This window comes from Nocardioides sp. GY 10113 (genome assembly GCF_004919105.1).
Taxonomy (GTDB): domain Bacteria; phylum Actinomycetota; class Actinomycetes; order Propionibacteriales; family Nocardioidaceae; genus Nocardioides.
Window position 1 is genome coordinate 40954 of record NZ_STGK01000007.1, and the last position, 20891, is coordinate 61844.

20 protein-coding genes are annotated in these 20891 nt (G+C 72.9%); 8 read left to right on the plus strand and 12 right to left on the minus strand.

Annotated features, from left to right (window positions below; translation table 11 throughout):
* Positions 1-4 precede the first annotated feature (4 nt).
* Positions 5-1963, minus strand: a complete 1959-nt coding sequence (locus E8D34_RS10725) for a hypothetical protein (RefSeq protein WP_136594634.1) — start codon at positions 1961-1963, stop codon at positions 5-7.
* A 311-nt stretch (positions 1964-2274) separates the two neighbouring features.
* A complete protein-coding gene (locus E8D34_RS10730) occupies positions 2275-3468 on the minus strand; it encodes an acyl-CoA dehydrogenase family protein (RefSeq protein WP_136594635.1) in 1194 nt (397 codons plus the stop codon).
* 77 nt (positions 3469-3545) lie between these two features.
* On the opposite strand from E8D34_RS10730, the gene E8D34_RS10735 reads away from it, so the two are divergent.
* Together E8D34_RS10735 and E8D34_RS10740 are read left to right on the plus strand one after the other, a co-directional pair.
* On the plus strand, positions 3546-4205 hold the full coding sequence (locus E8D34_RS10735) for a TetR/AcrR family transcriptional regulator (RefSeq protein ID WP_136594636.1): 660 nt from the start codon (positions 3546-3548) through the stop codon (positions 4203-4205).
* A gap of 40 nt (positions 4206-4245) precedes the next feature.
* The gene (locus E8D34_RS10740) at positions 4246-4674 is read left to right on the plus strand and encodes a CoA-binding protein (protein ID WP_136594637.1); all 429 of its coding nucleotides are present in this window, start codon (positions 4246-4248) and stop codon (positions 4672-4674) included.
* Positions 4675-5030: 356 nt separating this feature from the next.
* Here the strand turns inward: E8D34_RS10740 and dps are convergent, their stop codons facing one another.
* The 7 genes from dps to E8D34_RS10775 form a co-directional block, all read right to left on the minus strand.
* On the minus strand, positions 5031-5585 hold the full coding sequence (gene dps / locus E8D34_RS10745) for a DNA starvation/stationary phase protection protein Dps (RefSeq protein ID WP_136594638.1): 555 nt from the start codon (positions 5583-5585) through the stop codon (positions 5031-5033).
* Positions 5586-5699: 114 nt separating this feature from the next.
* On the minus strand, positions 5700-6197 hold the full coding sequence (purE, locus tag E8D34_RS10750) for a 5-(carboxyamino)imidazole ribonucleotide mutase (protein ID WP_136594639.1): 498 nt from the start codon (positions 6195-6197) through the stop codon (positions 5700-5702).
* A gap of 22 nt (positions 6198-6219) precedes the next feature.
* The gene (locus E8D34_RS10755; protein ID WP_136594640.1) at positions 6220-7392 is read right to left on the minus strand and encodes a 5-(carboxyamino)imidazole ribonucleotide synthase; all 1173 of its coding nucleotides are present in this window, start codon (positions 7390-7392) and stop codon (positions 6220-6222) included.
* 14 nt (positions 7393-7406) lie between these two features.
* Positions 7407-7739, minus strand: a complete 333-nt coding sequence (locus tag E8D34_RS10760; protein ID WP_136594641.1) for a winged helix-turn-helix domain-containing protein — start codon at positions 7737-7739, stop codon at positions 7407-7409.
* Positions 7740-7888: 149 nt separating this feature from the next.
* Positions 7889-8917 carry an adenylate/guanylate cyclase domain-containing protein gene (locus tag E8D34_RS10765; RefSeq protein ID WP_240771286.1) on the minus strand — a complete coding sequence of 343 codons (1029 nt, stop codon included), beginning with the start codon at positions 8915-8917 and terminating at the stop codon, positions 7889-7891.
* On the minus strand, positions 8914-9417 hold the full coding sequence (locus E8D34_RS10770) for a PH domain-containing protein (RefSeq protein ID WP_136594642.1): 504 nt from the start codon (positions 9415-9417) through the stop codon (positions 8914-8916). The genes E8D34_RS10765 and E8D34_RS10770 overlap by 4 nt, the downstream gene beginning before the upstream one ends.
* Before the next feature lie 115 nt (positions 9418-9532).
* Positions 9533-10357 carry a biotin--[acetyl-CoA-carboxylase] ligase gene (locus E8D34_RS10775; RefSeq protein WP_240771288.1) on the minus strand — a complete coding sequence of 275 codons (825 nt, stop codon included), beginning with the start codon at positions 10355-10357 and terminating at the stop codon, positions 9533-9535.
* A gap of 37 nt (positions 10358-10394) precedes the next feature.
* Here E8D34_RS10775 and E8D34_RS10780 point away from each other — a divergent pair, with 37 nt between their 5' ends.
* From E8D34_RS10780 to E8D34_RS10800, 5 genes are all read left to right on the plus strand, one after another.
* Positions 10395-12011 carry an acyl-CoA carboxylase subunit beta gene (locus E8D34_RS10780; protein WP_136594644.1) on the plus strand — a complete coding sequence of 539 codons (1617 nt, stop codon included), beginning with the start codon at positions 10395-10397 and terminating at the stop codon, positions 12009-12011.
* Entirely contained in the window at positions 12008-12259 is a 252-nt protein-coding gene (locus tag E8D34_RS21540; RefSeq protein ID WP_136594645.1) for an acyl-CoA carboxylase subunit epsilon, read from the plus strand. The genes E8D34_RS10780 and E8D34_RS21540 overlap by 4 nt, the downstream gene beginning before the upstream one ends.
* Before the next feature lie 161 nt (positions 12260-12420).
* Positions 12421-14139, plus strand: a complete 1719-nt coding sequence (locus tag E8D34_RS10790; RefSeq protein WP_136594646.1) for a hypothetical protein — start codon at positions 12421-12423, stop codon at positions 14137-14139.
* A 65-nt stretch (positions 14140-14204) separates the two neighbouring features.
* Positions 14205-15875, plus strand: a complete 1671-nt coding sequence (locus E8D34_RS10795) for a DUF885 domain-containing protein (RefSeq protein WP_136594647.1) — start codon at positions 14205-14207, stop codon at positions 15873-15875.
* 25 nt (positions 15876-15900) lie between these two features.
* On the plus strand, positions 15901-17019 hold the full coding sequence (locus tag E8D34_RS10800; RefSeq protein WP_136594648.1) for a crosslink repair DNA glycosylase YcaQ family protein: 1119 nt from the start codon (positions 15901-15903) through the stop codon (positions 17017-17019).
* Here the strand turns inward: E8D34_RS10800 and E8D34_RS10805 are convergent.
* Positions 16991-18124 (minus strand): hypothetical protein, encoded by a 1134-nt coding sequence (locus E8D34_RS10805; RefSeq protein ID WP_136594649.1) that lies wholly within the window; start codon positions 18122-18124, stop codon positions 16991-16993. The genes E8D34_RS10800 and E8D34_RS10805 overlap by 29 nt on opposite strands.
* Positions 18117-18665: a sigma-70 family RNA polymerase sigma factor gene (locus E8D34_RS10810; RefSeq protein WP_240771289.1), complete on the minus strand. Its 549-nt coding sequence runs from the start codon at positions 18663-18665 to the stop codon at positions 18117-18119. Before E8D34_RS10810 ends, E8D34_RS10805 begins: the two co-directional genes overlap by 8 nt.
* A gap of 142 nt (positions 18666-18807) precedes the next feature.
* Between E8D34_RS10810 and E8D34_RS10815 the strand changes: the two genes are divergently transcribed.
* A complete protein-coding gene (locus E8D34_RS10815; protein WP_136594651.1) occupies positions 18808-19419 on the plus strand; it encodes a nucleoside triphosphate pyrophosphatase in 612 nt (203 codons plus the stop codon).
* A 108-nt stretch (positions 19420-19527) separates the two neighbouring features.
* Here the strand turns inward: E8D34_RS10815 and E8D34_RS10820 are convergent, their stop codons facing one another.
* Positions 19528-20730, minus strand: coding sequence for an acyl-CoA dehydrogenase family protein (locus E8D34_RS10820; protein WP_136594652.1), 1203 nt, complete (start codon positions 20728-20730; stop codon positions 19528-19530).
* Positions 20731-20891: the final 161 nt, after the last annotated feature.

A 20891-nucleotide genomic window follows, 5' to 3' on the forward strand; every position in this document is an offset into this window, starting at 1 on the left:
CTTCTTAGTCGACCTGGACGAGCCTGACGGAGGTGATCTCGATGACCTTTCCGTCGGGCAGCGTCGCGAGGGCCGGGTTTTCGGGGCTGACGAGCTGGTCGAACGCGGTCTGGTTCGCGGACCGGGTCGCGCCCCCGCTCTTCACCTCGACGCCTTCGTAGTCCCCGCCGGGCTTCCGGGCAAGCCCGTCGTAGAAACGACCGTTCTCGACGCCATCGATCCGCGACAGCACCTGACGCCGATCCAGGATTGCGCCGGTCTCCGCCTCGTAGGCCTTGAGGCCTCGCTCCTCCGCCTCCGCGGAGACCGCCCGCGAGAGGGTGCCCGAGACGATCTGGCCCTTCTCGTTGCGGCCATTGCGCGCGATCACGTCCTTGTCGGGGCCGCTGACGTGCGTGAGCGTGCCGTCCGGGGCGAGTTCGTAGGTGGTGTCGCCGTACTTGTAGGTGACACCAGGCACCGGATTCTCCAGCGCCGCGAGGAAGCCGTCGGCGCTCGGGAAGTCGTAGACGCCGTCATCAACGCCCGTCGCGACGGATAGGAGCCTGCCGGCGTCACTGGACCCGTCGATCGTGCCGCCCGCGTGATCGACGAGCTTGACCGCAGTGGCACCTTCCTCGACGACCTCCGCGGCCTTGACTCCGCCCTTGACGAGCTTGCTGCCCGCGGCAACGACACCGACGAAGGGAACCATCGCCGCCACCGAGAGCCCGGCGGCTGTCCAGTCGCCTTCAATGGCGGACCAGATCCCGCTGGCCGCGTCGGGAACAATGCCTACGCCGGGGACCAGACCGACGACGTCGAGGGCGGTGCGGCCCCACTCCCGGAGTACGTCGCCCAGCTTCTCGTACCAGTGCGCCGACTCAGCGTCGGCGCGCTCCGCGACGGCTGCATCCTGGAAGTCCTGAAGAACGAATGCGTCAGCCATCGGGCCGGCGGCGTCGTCACCGTACGAGCCGCCTGTCGCCTGGATCGCGGACATCAGCGCCGTGACCGAGGCGGTCGCTCCGGAGTTCTCGGCGCCGGAGTCCTCCACCTCGCCGTACGCGTGCTCGAAGAACACGTAGTGGGCGAATGTTCCGATGATGCGGTCGGTGTCGTCGATGCTGACCGTGGTCGTGTCGGGCTGGAAGTCGGTGAAGGCCCAGCCCGCTGCTTCGGGGTTGGCGGTCAGCGCAGCCATCAGTGCGACCAGGCCGTCGGTGAGGTAGGTCCCGCTCGGCGCGGGGGCGTACTTCGCATCCTCGGCGGTCAGTCCCGGCCAGGGCACCTCGCCCTCCTGCTCCCACGCCCAGTAGGCGCGGGTGGTCGCCTGGAGGAACTCCGTGGACCAGCGGCCGCGGGACAGCAGCAGGAGCAGGTTCTGCTTGTTGGCCAGGTCCTGGTCAGCCCGCGCCGGGTCGTCGCCCGTGTCGTCGCCGTATGCGGCGGGCATGGTGGTTGCCAGGAGGAAGTCATCCGTCCAGGAGGTCGGCAGCACCAGGTCGCCGCTGCCACGCGTCGCGAGGGCGAGGGTGTCGGCAAGGTCGGTGAGAACCCGCGCGTAGGCGTCCTCGCCCAGTCCGACGCCGGAAGCGCCTGGCTCCCCCGAGCTTGATCCAGCATCCGCACCTGACGGGACGTCGACGACGCTGCCGAGCGCGTCGCCGAGGTCGCGGGGAGTCGCGCGGCTCGTGAACTGGAAGGCGAACTCGGGGTCGGCCCGGTGAACCGACAACTGCTCGCCGAGGGCGACGAGGTTCTGGTCGCGCAGCGCGCTGATGGCGGAGGCTGCATCGCTGCGAGCCTGCTCCTTGGCGTCGTCGCCGGTGAGCGCTCGAATCTCAATCGCGACGCCAACGACAAGGGCCAGCGCGACGAGGCCCACCAGTAGCCCCAGAAGCCGCTCGCGCCCAGATCGTCTCCTCGGCCTCTTGGAACCGGTGATCTCGGATTCGTTGCTCGCGGAAACCGCGCTTGCCATGGCTACCCCCTGTCGCATCCGAGGCGCGGCCACTGCCTCGGGTTCGCACAGCGCTCGCACGATACGTCACTGCTGCCCGGGCCGCGTACGAACCCCTGATGCAACCAGGGCCTGCCACGAGGCGGGGCAGCCACAACTTCGGCGGCCAGCGACACACCGGAGCAACCAACTGACACACAAGCCATGTAGTTGAGTGCCCGGGCGGCGCTGCATCGTGCGTCGCCAGATCGGTCCCTTTCGGAGTTAGGCTCGCATCATGCAGACCGCCTCGCGGTACCCCATCGCCCCAGTTCAGAGGGGCTTTACGAGCCTCAGATCTGCGACTGCACCCCGGCCAGCAGCTGCCGCGCCATCACGATCCGCTGCACCTGGTTGGTGCCCTCGTAGATCTGGGTGATCTTCGCGTCGCGCATCATCCGCTCCACCGGGTAGTCGCGGGTGTAGCCGTAGCCGCCCAGCACCTGGACCGCGTTGGTGGTCACCTCCATCGCGACGTCGGAGGCGAAGCACTTGGCCGCGGCGCCGAAGAACGTGAGGTCCTCGTCGCCGCGCTCGGACTTCGCCGCCGCGGCGTACGTCATCTGGCGGGCCGCCTCGACCTTCATGCCCATGTCGGCGATGAGGAACTGCAGGCCCTGGAAGTCGGCGATGGACCTGCCGAACTGCTGGCGCTCCTTGGCGTACCCGATGGCGTAGTCGAGCGCGCCCTGGGCGACGCCGACGGCCTGGGCCGCGATGGTGACCCGGGTGTGGTCGAGGGTGCGCAGCGCGATCTCGAAGCCCTGACCCTCTTCGCCGATCAGGCGGTCGGCGGGGATCCGCACGTTGTCGAAGTAGACCTCGCGGGTCGGCGAGCCCTTGATGCCGAGCTTCTTCTCGGGGGCGCCGAAGGAGACGCCCTCATCGGACTTCTCGACGACGAAGGCGCTGATCCCGCGCGAGCGCTTGTCGGGGTCGGTGGTGGCCAGCACGGTGTAGTACTCGGAGACGCCGGCGTTGGTGATCCATCGCTTCACGCCGTTGAGCACGTAGTGGTCGCCGTCGCGCACCGCACGGGTCCGCTGGTTGGCGGCGTCCGAGCCGGCGTCCGGCTCGGAGAGGCAGTACGAGAAGCCGCCCTCCCCCGCGGCCAGCCGCGACAGGTACTCCTTCTTCAGCTGCTCGCTGCCGCCGAGCTGGATCGGCAGCGAGCCGAGCTTGTTGACCGCCGGGATCAGTGACGAGGAGACGCACGCGCGGGCGACCTCCTCGATCACGATGCAGGTGGCCAGCGCGTCCGCGCCGGCGCCGCCGTACTCCTCCGGGACGTGCGGGGCGTGGAAGTCGGCGGCCCGCAGCGCGTCGGCCGCCTCCTGCGGGAAGCGCGCCTCCTCGTCGACCTCGGCGGCGTACGGCGCCACCTTCGCGTCACAGAGGTCGCGGACGGCCTCGCGGATGGCGCGGTGCTCCTCGGAGAGTCCGTAGGCGGCGAAGTCGGAGTTGGTCACGGTGGTCACCCGTCTCATCACTGGGGATACTCAGTACGGGATATATGGTACTCAGTACCGCCCGGTAACGTGCAGCCGACGACAGAGGAGGGTCCGTGCCCGCGACCGCCACCCGTGCCCGGCTGGTCGAGGCGGCGTTCCGCCTCTTCGCCGACCAGGGGTTCGAGCAGACCACCGTCGACGCCATCGCGGCCGAGGCCGGCGTCAGCCGGACCACCTTCTTCCGCTCCTTCGCCAGCAAGGAGGCCGTCGTCTTCCCCGACCACGCGCCGATCCTGGCCGCGGTCGACGCCCGCCTGGCCAGCGCGTCCCGCGCCACGGCCGACATCGCCCTGGTCGAGGCGTCGCGGATCGTGCTGGACACCTACCTGGCCGAGGGCGAGGTGGCCCGCGCACGCTACGCGCTCACCACCACCGTGCCCGCCCTGCGGGCCGCCGAGATCGCCAACCAGCGCAGCTACCAGCAGCTCTTCCGCGACCACCTGCGCCGCTGGCTCGGCGTCGGCGACCGCGACGACGACCTGCTCGCCGAGCTGCTCGCCAACGCGGTGACCACCGCGCACAACCACGTGCTGCGGCGCTGGCTGCGCGGGCAGAGCGAGGACCCGACCGCCGAGCTGAACGACGCGGTCGCGCTGGCCACCCGGAGCCTGCGGTCGGGCGAGGACACCGAGACCCAGGTGGTGGTGCTCCGCTCCGGGCGCTCGTTCGAGGACGTGCTGCCCGAGGTGCGGCGGCTGCTCGACCAGCCCTGACCTTGGGGAATCCCGGGGCGCCCCGCCGGGTTGTGCGGACATGACCGACCGCGACTGGCAGGACCCCGCGACCGTCGACCGGCTGCTGGCGGCCCACACCTGGGCGATCGTCGGCCTGTCCGACAACCCCTCGCGCACGGCGTACGGGATCGCCCGGATGCTGCAGGAGCGAGGCAAGCGGATCGTGCCGATCCACCCCGCCGCGGCTCGACGCGACCTCGTGGTGCTCGGCGAGAAGGCCTACCCCACCCTGGCCGACGTCCCGTTCGAGATCGACGTCGTCGACGTCTTCCGCCGCTCGGAGGCCGCGGGATCGTTCGCGGACGAGGCGGTGGCGGTCGGCGCCGGTGGCGTCTGGTTCCAGCTGGGTGTGGTCGACGCCGACGCGTTCGAGCGGACCGTTGCCGCCGGCGTGCCGATGGTGATGGACACCTGCCCCGCCATCGAGTGGCGGCGCCGGGCGGCGTGAGGCGCGGGGCCTGACGCTGCGCAGCGGGGTGTCGCGGGGTGTCGCGGGGTGTCGCGGGGTGTCGCGGGGTGTCGGCCTGCCGGAGGCGGGTCGTGTGCCCGACAACCCGCTATGGCGGTGCCTGAGGCACACGACGCTGCCGCGGGTCGGGGTCGTGTGCCCGACAACCCGCTATGGCGGTGCGTGGGGCACACGACGCCCCCACCTGCCGGGGTCGTGTGCCCGACAACCCGCCCTACCGATGCCTCAGGCACACGACCCCATCCCGGCGGCGGCCGGGACAGCACCCCACGGCACGACGCCGCCGCCCCGGGCGACCCGGGACGGCGGCGTACGACGTGCGATGAGGCGGCTGGTCAGCTCGCGGCGCGCGCGGCCTCGGCCTCGGTGGTGGCACCGGCGGTGGACAGCGAGCCGCCCTTGTCCTCCAGGTGCGCGCGGATGAACCAGTGGAACAGCTCGAGCTGGTCGGTCTGGGAGATGAACATGTCCTCGGTGACCGGGTCGAGCTCGCCGAGCTCCTTGATCCCTGCCCGGTAGGACTCGATCACGCCCTGGTAGACGAGGTCGAGCGCGCCCAGGTGCTCCTGGGTGGTGGCGCGACCGATCGAGTACTCGTCCCAGGTCCGGTCCGCGACCAGCGCGCCCGGCGTGCCCACCGGGCTGCCGCCAAGGGTGGCGATCCGCTCGGCGAGGTCGTCGGAGAACCCGCGCACGGCGTCGACCTGCGGGTCGAGCATCTCGTGGACCGCGATGAAGTGCGGGCCGACGACGTTCCAGTGCACGTGCTTGAGCGTCAGGTGCAGGTCGTTGGTGGCGTTCAGCCGGTCCTGCAGGAGCTCGACGACGCGGACCGCGTCGGACTCGCTGAGGCCGGGAGTCGTGTAGTGCAGCTTCGTCTTCTTGGCCATGACCCTCAGATACCCGTGTCGTCGGACGCCAAACATCCCGATGGGGATCGTCCCCATGTCACCGACCGACGCAAGCGCCGGGTCGACGGTGCCCAAGCCCCGGCTCGGCGGTCCCTAACCCGCGGCTCGGCGGACGACCTCGCCCTTGGCGTGGGCCGCGGCCTTGAGGTCGGCCTGGAAGGCGGTCATCCGGGCCTGCAGGTCCGGGTCGCCCGCCCCCAGGATCCGTACGGCGAGCAGGCCGGCGTTGCGCGCGCCGCCGACCGCCACGGTCGCCACCGGCACGCCGGCCGGCATCTGCACGATGGAGAGCAGCGAGTCCATGCCGTCGAGGTACTTCAGCGGCACCGGCACGCCGATCACGGGCAGCGGGGTCACCGAGGCGAGCATGCCGGGCAGGTGGGCGGCGCCGCCGGCGCCGGCGATGATCACCTCGAGCCCGCGGCCTGCGGCCCGCTTGCCGTAGTCGAGCATCTCCTCGGGCATCCGGTGCGCGGAGACCACGTCGGCCTCGTAGGCGATGTCGAACTCCGCCAGCGCCTGCGCCGCGGCCTCCATCACCGGCCAGTCGGAGTCCGAGCCCATCACGATGCCCACGCGCGCAGCAGTCATGGGCGAAACCCTAACGAGCGGGCTACTCGCTGTGGTTGCCGAGGTCGCCGCGGAACCAGGCAGCCGCGTGCCGCGCCCGCTCCAGGCAGTCCTCGAGGTCCTCGCCGTAGACGTTCACGTGGCCGACCTTGCGCCCGGGGCGCAGGTCCTTGCCGTACAGGTGCACCCGCAGCCGCGGGTCGCGGGCCAGCGCGTGCGGGTAGCCGTCGTAGAGCCGCCCCACGTCGGGGTTGTCGCCCCCGAGGATGTTCACCATCACCGACCAGGTCGCCCGCGGCTCGGGCGAGCCCAGGGGCAGGTCGAGCACCGCGCGCAGGTGGTTCTCGAACTGCGAGGTGACCGCGCCGTCCTGGGTCCAGTGGCCGGTGTTGTGCGGGCGCATGGCCAGCTCGTTGACCAGCACCACGGTCTCGCCCGCGGCGTCCCGGGCCTCGAACAGCTCGACGGCGAGGATGCCGGTGACGCCGAGCTCGCCGGCGATCCGCAGCGCCAGCTGCTGGGCCTGCGCGGCCAGCTCGGGGGCCAGGTCCGGCGCGGGGGCGATCACCTCGTTGCACACGCCGTCGACCTGGAGCGACGCCGCCACCGGGTACGCCGCCGCCTGACCGCTGGGCGCGCGGGCCACCAGCGCGGAGAGCTCGCGGCTGAAGTCGACGAGCTCCTCGGCCAGCAGCCGCACGCCGGTGCGCTCGGCCGCGGCCAACGGCTCGTCGATGTCGTCGACCGTGCGGACCACCCACACGCCCTTGCCGTCGTAGCCGCCGCGGCTCACCTTGAGCACGCAGGGCAGTCCGAACTCCTCGACGTCGGCGTGGGTGGCGACCTGCGCCCAGCGCGGCTGCGGGGCGCCGAGCCGCGTCATCGCCTCGCGCATCACGATCTTGTCCTGGGCGTGCACGAGCGCCTCCGGCCCGGGGTGCACCGCGAGCCCGGAGTCCTCCAGCGCGTGCAGGTGCTCGGTCGGCACGTGCTCGTGGTCGAAGGTGACCGCGGCGCAGCCGTCGGTGATCCGCAGCAGCGCGTCGAGGTCGCGGTAGTCACCCACCTCGTGGTCGCCGATCACCTGGGCGGCGCTGACCCCCTCGGCCTCTGCCAGGAGCCGCAGCGGCACGCCGAGGGCGACCGCGGGCTGAGCCATCATCCGGGCGAGTTGTCCGCCGCCGATCACGGCGACGCGGGGGGCATGCTCGGGCACGCCCGGAGACGCTACTAGACCGCGGCCTCCGCGCCATGATCGAGGCCCTCGGTCACCTCGAAGCGCAGACCGCGCCCCCGGACCGTGGTGATCAGACGCGGGTCGCGGGTGTTGTCACCCAGCTTGCGGCGGACCCACCCCAGGTGCACGTCGATGGTCTTCGAGGAGGTCCAGAAGTTCACCTGCCACACCTCGCGCATCAGCTCCTCGCGGGTGACCACGTCACCGGCGCGCTCGATCAGCGCCTGCAGCAGGTCGAACTCCTTGCGCGACAGCTCGACCTCCCGGCCGGCCCGCCATGCACGGCGCGCCACCGGGTCGAGCCGGACGTCCTGGACCTCGATCACAACCGACAAGGTAGGCATCCGGACCCGCGCACGCGGGAGGTTTGGACAAAATCGTCCGATGCGTCAGCAGCCCCGGGACCGGGTCCCGGGCGCCGCGGGGCACCCCGGGCACCGCGACGGAGCGACCGCCGACCCGGCGTGTGGCGCCCTCAGGTACGCCGTACGGCGACCGGCTCGACGACCCCGAAGCCGCGGACCGGGCGCGGCGGCAGCGGCCGCGACTCGACCTGGTCGCGGGGCAGCGCGCCGGCGGTGGCGTGGTCCACGATGATCCGGTTGCGGCGGGCGACCGCGGTCAGCCGCGAGGCCAGGTTCACGGGCGGTCCGAAGACGTCACCCAGGCGCAGCACCACCGATCCCGTGGCCAGCCCGACCCGGACGTCCGGCATCCGCTTGTCGCGCCCGATCACGTTGATGATCCCCTCGGCGGTCGCGAAGGCCCGCAGCGGCTCGTCGTTGACGAACAGCACCGCGTCGCCCATCGACTTGATCAGCCGGCCGTGGTTGCTGCCGATCACGTCAGCGCAGCGGGACTCGAAGAGCTCGACGAGGTCGCCGATCTCCTGCCGCGTGGCCTCGTTGGACAGGGCGGTGAAGCCGACGATGTCGGCGAAGCCGACGGTGAGGTGCGTGGTGCCGGGCTGCAGGCGCAGGTCGCGGGTCGCCTCCATCCGGGCCACCGCGGCCGCCAGGTGGCGGCGCCAGGCGTACGACATCAGCAGCTCGAAGCGGGCGCCGTACTGGCCGAACATCAGCGAGCTCGGCGTCTCCCCCTCGGCGACCTCCGGGCTCTCCCGGAAGAGGTCGTCGGCGCGCTGCGTCAGCGCGCCCACCTCCCAGTCCGCGAGCCGCGCCATGCTCAGCCCCACGCCGCGGGCGACGTTGAGCGCCATGTCCAGGTCGAGCAGTCCCTCGCCGATCACGTCGCCGAGCACCGACAGCGCTGCCACGTCGGCGTCGGTGTAGGCGACCTCCTCGCCGCGGTCGGGGAAGCCGAGGGTGCGCCAGATTCGCCGGGCCTGCTCCAGCGACATCCCGGCGCGCTCGGCGACCTCCGCGGCGGTGTACGTCGGAACGGACCCGAGGAAGGTGAGGTCGATCTCCTGCGGCGTCGGACGCGGCAGGTCCGCCGTCACCGCGCGCCCTCCGCCGTCCCGGACGTCGTGCTCACTGCTCACACGCCCTCGGAGCCGCCGCGACCGGTGTGCAGCTGGTGGAGGAGCTCGTTGAGCTGGCGCTGCGTCGCCTCGACGTCGGGGATGTCGTTGAGCCGGACCAGGCCGTGGGTGGAGGCGTCGGCGATCAGGAGGCTGCCGCAGCTGAACGGACGGTCGAGCAGGTGGATCTCGATCGAGACGTCGCTGATCCGGGCCAGCGGGATGTCGTGGCCACGGCGGGTGATGATGCCGCGGCGGGTGATCAGGCGGCGATCGGTGAACGCGTGCACGGTGCTCAGCCAGGCCAGGAACGGACGCACCGACCACCACAGGATGCCGAGCAGGCAGAGCACCCACACGGTCAGCGTCAGCCACTCCTGGTCGGCGCGGACCTGGACGAAGATGCCGACGGCGAGCAGCAGCACCGCCACCAGCACGGGCCCGATCAGGGCCTTGGGGTGCTGGCGGGTGCTGATCAACAGCCGTTCGCCGGGGTTCAGCAGCTTCTTCGAGATCGCCACGGTGCAGATCATCCCACCGCGAGGAAGGAAAGCGCGCCAATCACGCCGACTCCGCGCCGAGCGGCACGATCGGCCGGCGGCGGGCGAGCGGGCGGGCGCCCGGCCTCGGACCGTGTCAGCCGTGGCGGCGGACGTGCACCACGTCGCCGGCCCCGACCCGCTCCCGACCGGCGGAGGTCTCCACGACCAGTCGGCCGTCGGGGTCGACGTCCACGGCGGTGCCGACCAGCACCCCGCCGCCGGGCAGCTCGACCCGGACGTCCTGGCCGACCGTCGCGCAGTGCGCCGCGTAGGAGGTGCGCAGCCGCGCCGTGGCCTCCTCCCCACCGGCCTGCCAGGCGTCGAACGCCTCACGGATCGCCGTGGCCACCGCGACCAGCACCTCGGTGCGCCCCGGGGCGCCGGCGGCTCGCGTGCAGTCGGCGAGCGCGAGGCTCGTCGCGGTCTCCACCGGCAGCTCCTCGGCGGTGGTGGCGACGTTGATCCCCACGCCGACGACGGCCGCCGGGCCCTGCGGCGTCTCGACCCGCTCGACCAGGATGCCGGCGACCTTGAGGCCGCCGACGAGCACGTCGTTGGGCCACTTGACCGCCGCGTCGTACCCGAGGCGGAGCAGGGCCTTGGCCACGTTGTGACCGACCAGCAGGGGCAGCCACGGCCACTGGCCCGGGGGCACCGACGGGCGCAGCACCAGCGAGAAGGTGACCGCTGCGCCGGGTGGCGTCTGCCAGGTGCGGTCCAGACGTCCGCGCCCCGCCGACTGGTGGTCGGCGACCACCAGCAGCCCGTCCGGGGCCCCCTCCCGCGCGCGGGCGGCCGCCAGCGCGTTGGTGGACGGCGCCTGCTCCAGCAGCTCGACCACCAGGTCGGGGTGCTCCGCGAACGCCGCGACCAGGGCCGCAGCCTCGAAGGGTGGGCGCCGGGTCGGGTCGTCGGTCACGGGGACTACCCTGTCGCACGACCTTGAAGGAGGCCAAGTGACCGCCCAGCCCGAAGCGACCGGGAACGCTCCCGAGATCGACATCCACACCACCGCCGGCAAGCTCGCCGACCTCGAACGCCGCATCGACGAGGCGGTCCACGCCGGGTCGGACAAGGCCGTGGAGAAGCAGCACGCCAAGGGTCGCCAGACGGCTCGCGAGCGGATCGAGATGCTCTTCGACGAGGGCTCCTTCGTGGAGCTCGACGAGCTGGCCCGGCACCGTTCGACGGCGTTCGGCCTGGAGAAGAACCGCCCCTACGGCGACGGCGTGGTGACCGGCTACGGCACCGTCAACGGCCGCCAGGTCTGCGTGTTCTCCCAAGACTTCACCGTCTTCGGTGGATCGCTGGGCGAGGTCTACGGCGAGAAGATCACCAAGGTCATGGACCTGGCGATCAAGACCGGCTCCCCGATCATCGGCATCAACGAGGGTGCCGGCGCCCGGATCCAGGAGGGCGTGGTCTCGCTCGGCCTGTACGGCGAGATCTTCAGGCGCAACGTGCACGCCTCCGGCGTGATCCCGCAGATCAGCCTGATCATGGGCAACTGCGCGGGCGGCCACGTCTACTCCCCCGCGGTCACCGACTTCACGATCATGGTCGACCAGACGTCGGCGATGTTCATCACCGGCCCCGACGTGATCAAGACCGTCACCGGCGAGGACGTCTCGATGGAGGACCTCGGCGGCGCGCGCACCCACAACACCAAGTCGGGCAACGCGCACTACATGGCCTCCGACGAGGAGGACGCGATCGAGTACGTCAAGGCGCTGCTCAGCTTCCTGCCGCAGAACAACCTCGACGAGGCGCCGTCCTTCGACGACGTGGCCGACACGGCGGTCAGCGACCTCGACCGGGCGCTGGACGCGATCATCCCGGACTCGCCGAACCAGCCCTACGACATGCACGACGTGATCACCACCGTGCTCGACGACGAGGACTTCCTCGAGGTCCAGGAGCTGTTCGCGCCGAACATCATCGTCGGCTTCGGCCGCGTCGAGGGCCGAACCGTCGGCGTCGTCGCGAACCAGCCGATGCAGTTCGCCGGCACGCTCGACATCGACGCCTCGGAGAAGGCCGCACGCTTCGTGCGCTTCTGCGACGCGTTCAACGTCCCGGTGCTGACCTTCGTCGACGTGCCCGGCTTCCTGCCCGGCACCGACCAGGAGTGGACCGGCATCATCCGCCGCGGCGCCAAGCTGATCTACGCCTACGCCGAGGCGACGGTCCCGCTGGTCACGATCATCACCCGCAAGGCCTACGGCGGCGCGTACGACGTGATGGGGTCCAAGCACCTCGGCGCCGACATCAACCTGGCCTGGCCGACGGCGCAGATCGCGGTGATGGGCGCCCAGGGCGCGGCCAACATCGTGCACCGCAAGACGCTGGCCGCGGTCGAGGCCGAGGGCGGCGACGTCGAGGCGAAGCGGGCCGAGCTGATCGACGAGTACGAGACCACGCTGGCCAACCCCTACATCGCCGCGGAGCGCGGCTACGTGGACGCGGTGATCCAGCCCCACGAGACCCGGGTCGAGGTCGTCCGCGCGCTGCGCCTGCTGCGCACGAAGCGGGAGACCCTGCCGCCCAAGAAGCACGGGAACATCCCGCTGTGACCGGGGAGCAGGCAGCACCCGAGGCGACCCCCGCGGCACCCCCGGTGCTGCGGGTGGTCAACCCGGACGCGACCCCGGAGGAGATCGCCGCCCTGGTGGCGGTCTTCGCCTCCCTCGGCGGCGCACCGGAGCAGCCGGCCCCGCCGCGCTCGCTGTGGGCCTCCCCGGCCCGCCAGGTCCGCCGTACGGCGGGCGCGGGCGTCGCGGCCGGCCGAGGCGCCTGGCGCGCCAGCGGCCTGCCGCAGTGACGCAGCACTGACTCGACAGTCGCCCGGGACCCTGGTCCCGGGCGACTGGTCTTTTCTGACCAGCGCCACGTCGCGACCGACCCCACCTCCCGGCGCCCCCTCAAGTCCGCGCGTACCGCACCCGATCCTCCCCCCGGAACCCATGGGGAAGGGGCACGGACGTGACATTGCAGCGCTGGACGAGCGCGGCCGCCGGATGCGCGGTGGCTGCCGCCTTCCTGCTGGTGCCCGCGAGCCCCAGCGCCGCCCGCCCCCAGGGTGACTCCGCGGCCGCCGAGGCCCTGACCCGCGCCGCCGGACGCGCCGGCCTCTCGGTCGGCGAGCTGCGCGAGCGGATCGACGAGGACCCGACGCTCGAGGTCACCGACGAGGGTCGGCTCCGCTTCGCCGAGCGCGCGCTCTCCGCGGCCGAGGCCGCCGCGCCCGCGCCGCAGCCGCAGGCCGTCGCCGGCCCGGGCGAGACGTTCGCCCTGCACAGCAACCCCGGCGCTGCGCGGACCATCCTGCTGGACTTCGACGGCCAGCGGGTCGCGGACACCGCCTGGAACGCCAGCGGCCTGCCGGCGACGACGCACCCGGCCTGGGACCCGGCGGGCGACGGCGCCGCCTTCAGCCCTGCCGAGCGCACCCTGGTCCAGGACGTCTGGCGCCGCGTCGCCGAGGACTTCGCGCCGTTCGACGTCGACGTGACCACCGAGGACCCGGGCAGCGCCGGCCTGGACCGCAGCAGCTCCAGCGACCAGGTGTACGGCGTACGGATGCTGATCACGCCGTCCGCGGCAGCGCAGGAGCAGCTCTGCTCCGTCTGCGGCGGGCTGGCCTACCTCGACATCTTCGACCTCACCAACAACGGCTACCGCATCGGCTGGGTCTTCACCGGGCCGCTGCAGGACAACGCCAAGTACATCGCCGACGCCGCCGCCCACGAGGCGGGCCACACCCTCGGCCTGAGCCACGACGGCAAGGACGACGACGCCTACGACGACGGCCACGGCGCCTGGGCCCCGATCATGGGCGCCGGGTACCTGCGTCCGGTCACGCACTTCAGCAACGGCGACTACCCGGGCGCCACCAACGCCGAGGACGACGTCGCCCTGCTCACCGACCAGCTCGGGCTGCGCGCCGACGAGGCCGGGGCCGGCGTCGCCGACGCGGCGCCGCTGGGCGGCGGCACCGGGACCGTCACCACGCGCCAGGACCGCGACACGTTCGCCCTGGGCGAGTGCACCGGGCCGGTCGCGGTGACCGCGACCCCCGCCGAGACCGGCGCGAACCTCGACCTCCGGCTGAGCCTGCTCGACGAGACCGGAGCCGTGCTGGACAGCGACGACCCCGCGGTGACGCGGGTCGACAGCGCCGTCGCCTCCGGGCTCGGCGCGCGGGTCGGCGTCGCGGCCGACGCCGAGGCCTCCGCCTCCTACTACGTCCGCGTGGACGGCGTCGGGTACGCCACGCCCGCCACCGGCTACAGCGACTACGGCAGCATCGGCGACTACCGGATCGCCGTCACCGGCAGCTGCACCGGCGGTGCCGGCGCCCCCGGCGTCAGCGCCGAGACCCTCGACGCGGCGCAGGTCGCGGCCGCGCGGGTGCGGCTGCGGGCACCGCGGCGGGCCCGGGCCTGGACCCGCCCCACGGTGCGGGTCGCCGTTCGGCGTACCGGCGACGACGGGCTGCAGGCCGCCTCGGGGCGGGTCCGGATCCGCTTCGGCGGTCAGAGCCTGGGCACCGTCCGCCTCGACGACGGCGTGGCCACGATCCGCCTGCCCCGGCTCGCCCCGCGCAGGTCCCGACCGGTGCTGCGCGTGGCCTACCGCGGCAACGCCTCCACCGAGGCCGCCCACGCCACGAAGCGGCTCCGCGTCGTACGGCGTCGCTGAGCGGCCGCCCGGGCCTCGCCGGCGGGTCGCCTCCGGTGTCGGGGCCACGGCCTAGGCTGACCGGCATGACGCGACCAGTCGACGCCCGGGCCGATCAGTACGTCGAGCAGGTCTGCGCGCTCGATCCGGTGGCCGCCACGTTCGCCGGGATCCCCGGCAGCGACCACCTGCTGCCGGACCTCTCCCCCGACGGGTTCGACGCCCGCGACGAGCTGAACCGGCGCGCGCTCGCCGAGGTCGCCGCGCTGACCGCCTCCGACGAGCGCGAGCAGGTCGCGCAGGACGCCTTCGCCGAGCGGGTCGGGCTCGCCGTCGAGCGCGCGGAGCAGGGGGTGGACCGCAGCGAGCTCTCGGTGATCAGCAGCGCGCTGCACGAGATCCGCGAGGCCTTCGACCTGATGCCGACCGAGACCACGGAGCAGTGGGAGGCGCTCGGCGAGCGGCTGGCGGCGATGCCGACGGCGCTCGCCGGGTACCGGACGACCCTGGGCGTCGAGGCGGACGCCGGCCGCGTCTCCGCGCGCCGCCAATACCTGAAGGTCGCCGACCAGATCCGCGGCTGGACCGGCCAGCAGGGCGCCGGCGGCGACTTCTTCGCCAGCCTGGTCGCCCCGGCCCCGGCGCCGCTGCGGGACCGCCTCGCCTCCGCCGCCGCGCAGGCCTCCTCGGCCTGCGCGGAGTTCGGGCGCTTCGCAGAGACCGAGCTCGCCCCGCGGGGCCGCGAGGTCGACGGCGTCGGGCGCGACCACTACGCGCTCGCCTCCCGCTACTTCCTCGGCGCCGAGGTGGACCTGGAGGAGACCTACCGCTGGGGCTGGGAGGAGTTGAAGCGGATCGAGGACGACATGGCCGCGACCGCGCGGCGGATCGTCGCCGGTGGCTCGATCGACGACGCGGTGAGGGCGCTCGACGCCGACCCGGCCCGCGACCTGGGCAGCCGCGAGGCGTTCGAGGCCTGGATGCAGGCCAAGGCCGACGACATCCTGACCAGCTTCGACGGGGTCCACTTCGACATCGCGGAGCCGATCCGCACCATCGCCTGCAAGGTGGCGCCGATCAACGACGGCGGCGCCTGGTACACGCCGCCCTCGGAGGACTTCTCGCGCCCCGGCACGATGTGGTTCTCCTTCACCGACGACCACGAGATCTACTCGAGCTGGCGGGAGACCACGACCGTCTTCCACGAGGGCGTCCCGGGCCACCACCTGCAGTGCGCCCAGGTCGTGCACCGGGCCGACCTGCTGAACCGCTGGCAGCGGCTGATGTGCTGGGTGAGCGGCCACGGCGAGGGCTGGGCGCTCTACTCGGAGCGGCTGATGGACGAGCTCGGCTACTTCGCCGACCCGGGCGACCGGCTCGGCTTCCTCGACATGCAGGGGTTCCGCGCCGCGCGGGTGATCGTCGACATCGGCGTCCACCTCGGCCTCACGATCCCGACCGACAACCCGTTCGGCTGGCGCGGCGGGGAGACCTGGGACGCCGACCTGGTCTACGAGTTCATGCGCGCCCACTCCCGGATGGACGACGGGTCGCTGCGGTTCGAGGTCAACCGGTACCTCGGCTGGCCGGGCCAGGCGCCGTCGTACAAGGTCGGCGAGCGGATCTGGCTGCAGGCACGCGACGAGGTCAGGTCCCGCAAGGGCGACGCGTTCGACCTCAAGCAGTTCCACACCGACGCGCTCAACCTGGGCTCGCTGGGGCTGGACCCGCTCAAGGCCGCGCTGGCCCGCCTCTGAGCGACGCCCCCGAGCAGCACGCGGGATGGGTGCCGGGCCACGCCGCCTGAGCCGCGCCGAGGCGCGGCAGGTGGCGGTCCGCGCGCAGCTGCTCGACGAGCCGAGGCCGGAGTCCCTGGTCGCGCTCGTCGACCACCTGACCGGGCTCCAGGTCGACCCCACCGCGGCGGTCGCGCCCAACGTCGACCTGGTCTCGTGGAGCCGCCTCGGGGAGACGTACGCCGCCTCGGACCTGCGGTTCGCGCTGGAGGAGGAGCGCTCCCTGGCCGAGCACGTCTCGTTCGTCCGCCCGATGGCCGACATCGGGCTGCTGCTGGCCACCCAGGACGACATCGTCCACCCGCGGGCCCGCGGGTGGCTGGCGGCCAACGCCGGCTTCCGCGCCGACGTGCTCGCGCTGCTGGCCGACGAGGGGCCGTTGACCGCCGCGGTCATCCCCGACACCTGCCAGGAGCCCTGGGAGTCCTCGGGGTGGAACGACGCGAAGAACGTCAACCGGCTGCTGGACCTTCTCTGCCGGACCGGGCAGGTCGCGGTCAGCGGCCGCCATGGACGGCTGCGGACGTGGGACCTGCCCGAGCGGGTCTATCCCACGGACCTCGTCGTGCCGTCGTACGACGAGGCGCGGGCCGAGCTGGACCGCCGGCGGCTGACGGCCACCGGCATCGCGCGCGAGCGGTCCGCCGCGAACGGGGAGGAGCTGGGCACCGGTGGGCTCGGGGTGCGCTGCGTCGTGGACGGCCTGGGCGGCGAGTGGTTCGCCGACCCCGACGCCCTCGACGCGCTCGACGACCCCGGCGAGCCGTTCCTCGGCCGCACCGCGCTGCTCTCCCCCTTCGACCGGCTCGTCTACGACCGGGCGCGGTCGCTGGAGCTGTTCGGCTACGAGTACGTGCTGGAGATGTACAAGCCGGCGGCGAAGCGTCGGTGGGGCTACTTCGCGCTGCCGATCCTGGCCGGGGACCGGCTCATCGGGAAGCTCGACGCGAAGGCGGACCGCAAGGCCGGGGTGCTGCGGGTCCACGCCGTGCACCAGGACGAGCCGTGGTCCCCGTCGGTCGCGGACGGGGTCGACGCCGAGATCGAGGCCCTGGCCGACTGGCTGGGTCTCGCCGTCACCAGGTCCACCCACCGGTCCAGATGACCCGCCCCACGGGCGGATCGAAGGATTCGCAGGCCAGCGTGACCGCCGAGCACCGGGCGAGCTGGCCGCCCGGCGCGCCGACGTAGACCCGGTCGTCGCCGGACCAGGCGATCGGCCTCCACCAACCACCCTTGGACGAAGCCCGGTCGTCCATCGGTAGCGGCTCGTCGGTCCCGTCGAGGTGCTGGACCCGGAGCCCGCCACCGTCGTCGTAGGCGAAGTAATGACCGGCCGGCGACCACAGGCCCTGCTGGTCGGTGGGGGTCTCGCCGACAGCGGCGAACACGCCGTCGTCGGACAACGTGCCGTAGACGCCACCGGCGCTGCCGAAGGATGTGGCGCCCTGGATCATCGTGCCGCCGGGCCACGGCTGGCTGAGGAACGAGCCGACCTCGGCCCCGGTGATCGCGACCGGCGGCTCCCCCGGCGACCAGACCCACGGCTTGTCGGTGGTGTACACGACCCGGTGCCGGAGGTCGACCCCGTGCACGACCAGCTCCCCCGCTTGGTCACAGCACTGGACGTCCACGGGGACGTCGACGGAGCCGATCTCGGCGCGGGCCGCGACGTCGTACAGGGAGAGCCGCCGGAGCCCGTCCCCGACCCGCTCGCGGAGGGCCACCGCCGCCCCGTCGGGGGCCAGGGTGACGTCGACCCAAGCGTCCGCGGCGACCAACGGCTCGAGCTCGCCGCCGCGGACCAGGTACCAGGCGCTGCGCTCGCTGCCGGCGCGCCCGACCACGGTGGTGCCGGAGGCGAAGACGATGTCACGCAGCGGTGTCTCGATCGCCGCGTCGCCCACGTGGAGGATGCCGCGCGACCAGTAGGGCACCTCGATCTCCGCGGTGGCGTGCACGTCCCGGTCCTGCCCGGGCGTCGGGGCCGGCTGGGGTTCCGCGACCGGCCCACCCGCCAGCACCCGGGCGAGACCGATCACCCCGGCGACGGTCGCGGCGACCAGGCCGAGAGCGGAGGCCCGCCGCCGGGCCCGCCGCCCTTCGCCGCGCGCCCGGAGCGCGTCGTAGGACGGCACGCGGGCCGCGTACGCCGCCTCGACGGAGGTCGCGCCCCCGTCCTGGACGAGCTGGCTGTCGAGGTCAGACATGGGTGCCTCCTACCATGTCGGGGCGCGGGTCGACCGGGTCGCCATCGGTCCCGTCGAGCAGGGCCCCCAGTGCCGCCCGGCCCCGGCTGAGGCGCGCCTTCACGGTGCCCTCGGCCACGCCGAGCGTCGCGGCCACCTCCACCACCGGCAGGTCGGCCAGGTAGTGCAGCGCCAGCGCCTCCCGCTGGCCGGCGGGCAGCCGGCGCAGCGCCGCGACCAGCGCCATCCGGTCGTCGCTGAGGCCGCCGCGCCCGTCGGCGGCGGTATCAGCGGTGCGGCGCAGGAGGCGGTTGCCCAGCTCCCGGCGCCGGTGGCGGCTGCGGGCGACGTTGACCGCGACCGTGCGCAGCCATGCCTCGGGATTGTCGAGCCGCTCGAACGTCCGCCGCCGGTCGACGGCCCGGACGAACGCCTCGGCCACCGCCTCCTCGGCCTCGCTCAGGTCGCCGCAGACGCCGTACAGCTGGCCGACGAGCCGCCGGTAGCTGGCGTCGAAACAGACCCGGATCGGGTCGGGAGCACTCCCCGTTCCTTCGTCCACCTGTCCCCCTCGGGCTCCGCGCCGGTCGTCGCGGTCACCCCCACGACACCGTGCGCGGACGGAAGGTTGCATCGAGTTTCAGGAATCTGCGTGCCACCCCGGTGGCCGGCGACCGGGCGCCGCCGGTGCGTAGGCTCGGCCCGTGCCGACGTTCGTGCTCGCCTCCGCCTCCCCCGCCCGCCTCAAGGTGCTCCGCCAGGCGGGCCTGGACCCGCACGTGATCGTGTCCGGGGTCGACGAGTCCGTGCTGGACGGGCTGGCCTCCGCACCCCTGGCGCTCGGACTCGCCGAGCTGAAGTGCGGAGCGGTCGCCGAGCTGCCCGAGGTCGCGGCGGGTGCGCTGGTGCTCGGCTGCGACTCGGTGCTGGAGCTGGACGGCGAGCCCCTCGGCAAGCCCGCGTCGCCCGAGGAGGCGGTGGCGCGGTGGCGGGCGATGCGGGGACGTGCCGGGGTGCTGCACACCGGGCACTGCCTCCGGGTGGCCGGCACCGACCAGGTGGCCACCGCGGTGGCGTCGACCACCGTCCGGTTCGCGGAGGTCACCGACGCCGAGATCGCGGCGTACGTCGCCACCGGGGAGCCGCTGCACGTCGCCGGCGCCTTCACCATCGACGGCCTCGGCGGGGCGTTCGTCGAGGGCATCGAGGGCGACCACCACAACGTGATCGGGGTCAGCCTGCCGCTGCTGCGGACGATGACCGCCGTGCTCGGGGTGGCCTGGACCGACCTGTGGTCGGGCTCGGCGGCCGGCTGACCTCAGGGATCCCGGCGGTCCCGCAGTTGGAGGTTTCCTTGCGCGTCTCGGGGGTTGCAGCCCCCGAGACGCGCAGGAACCACCGGTGGACCGGTGATCCCTGCACCCTCACTCGACCGGCAGCCCCAACCCCCGCGCGATCAGCATCCGCTGCACCTCGGAGGTCCCCTCGCCGATCTCCAGGATCTTCGCGTCGCGGTAGAACCGCGCCACGGGGTACTCCTCCATGAAGCCGTACCCGCCGAACACCTGCGTGGCGATCCGGGTCGCGGTGACCGCGGACTCCGAGGAGTAGAGCTTGGCCACCGAGGCGGCCCGCTTGAACTCCCCGACCGACGGCGCCGAGGAGTCGCCGCGCAGCATGGCGTCCTTCATCGCGGCGGCCTTGTAGGTGAGCAGCCGCGAGGCCTGCAGCATGACCTCGAGGTCGGCGATCTGGAACGCGACGCCCTGCTTGCGGCCGATCGGGCCGCCGAAGGTCTGCCGGTCGCCGGCGTAGGTGAGGCACTGCTCGAGGCAGGCCTGGATCAGGCCGACCGCCAGCGCGCTGATCGCGACGCGACCGTCGTCGAGCGTGGCCAGGAACTGCGCGTAGCCGCGGCCGCGGTCGCCGAGCAGGTTCTCGCCGGGCACCCGGGCGTCGGTGAAGGTCAGCGGGTGGGTGTCGGAGATGTTCCAGCCGAGCTTGTCGTACGCCGGCTCGGCGACGAAGCCGGGCGTTCCGGCCGGCACGATGATCGCCGAGATCTCCGGGGAGCCGTCCGCTCGGGTGCCGGTGCGGGCGGTCACGGTGACCACCGACGTGATCGAGGAGCCGGAGTTGGTGATGAACTGCTTGCCGCCGTTGACGATCCACTCCCCCGAGGCGGGGTCGATCTCGGCGCGGGTCCGGGTCGCGCCGGCGTCCGAGCCGGCGCCGGGCTCGGTCAGGCCGAAGCCGGCGAGCGTGCGGCCGGCGACCAGGTCGGGCAGCCAGGTGTCCTTCTGCGCGTCGGTGCCGTAGGTGAGGATCGGGTTGATGCCGAGGCCGACCGCGGCCTCCAGCGTGATCCCGAGGGCCTGGTCGACCCGGCCGATCTCCTCGATCGCCACGCACAGCGAGGTGAAGTCGCCGTCCTCGCCCGCGCCGCCGTACTCCTCGGGGGCGGTCAGGCCCATCAGCCCGAGACCGCCCATCTTCTGGACGACGTCGACCGGGAAGTGGTGCTCCTTGTCCCAGCCGGCGACGTGGGGGGCGATCTCGGCCTCGGCGAACTCCCGCACGCTGCGGCGGAACTCCTCGTGCTCACGGGACAACTCGAAGGCGGTCATGCCCCCATCGTACCGATCCGGTTAGCGATTGTTAACCACCGCGGTCGCCCGCTCCCTGGTCCCGCGCGGCTGCCAGACGGTTGGAGGTCCTACAATCCGGCACGGTGCTCCCTGCTCGCGCGTCCACGGCCGCGCAGCGCCCGGAGCGCCTGCCACCACAC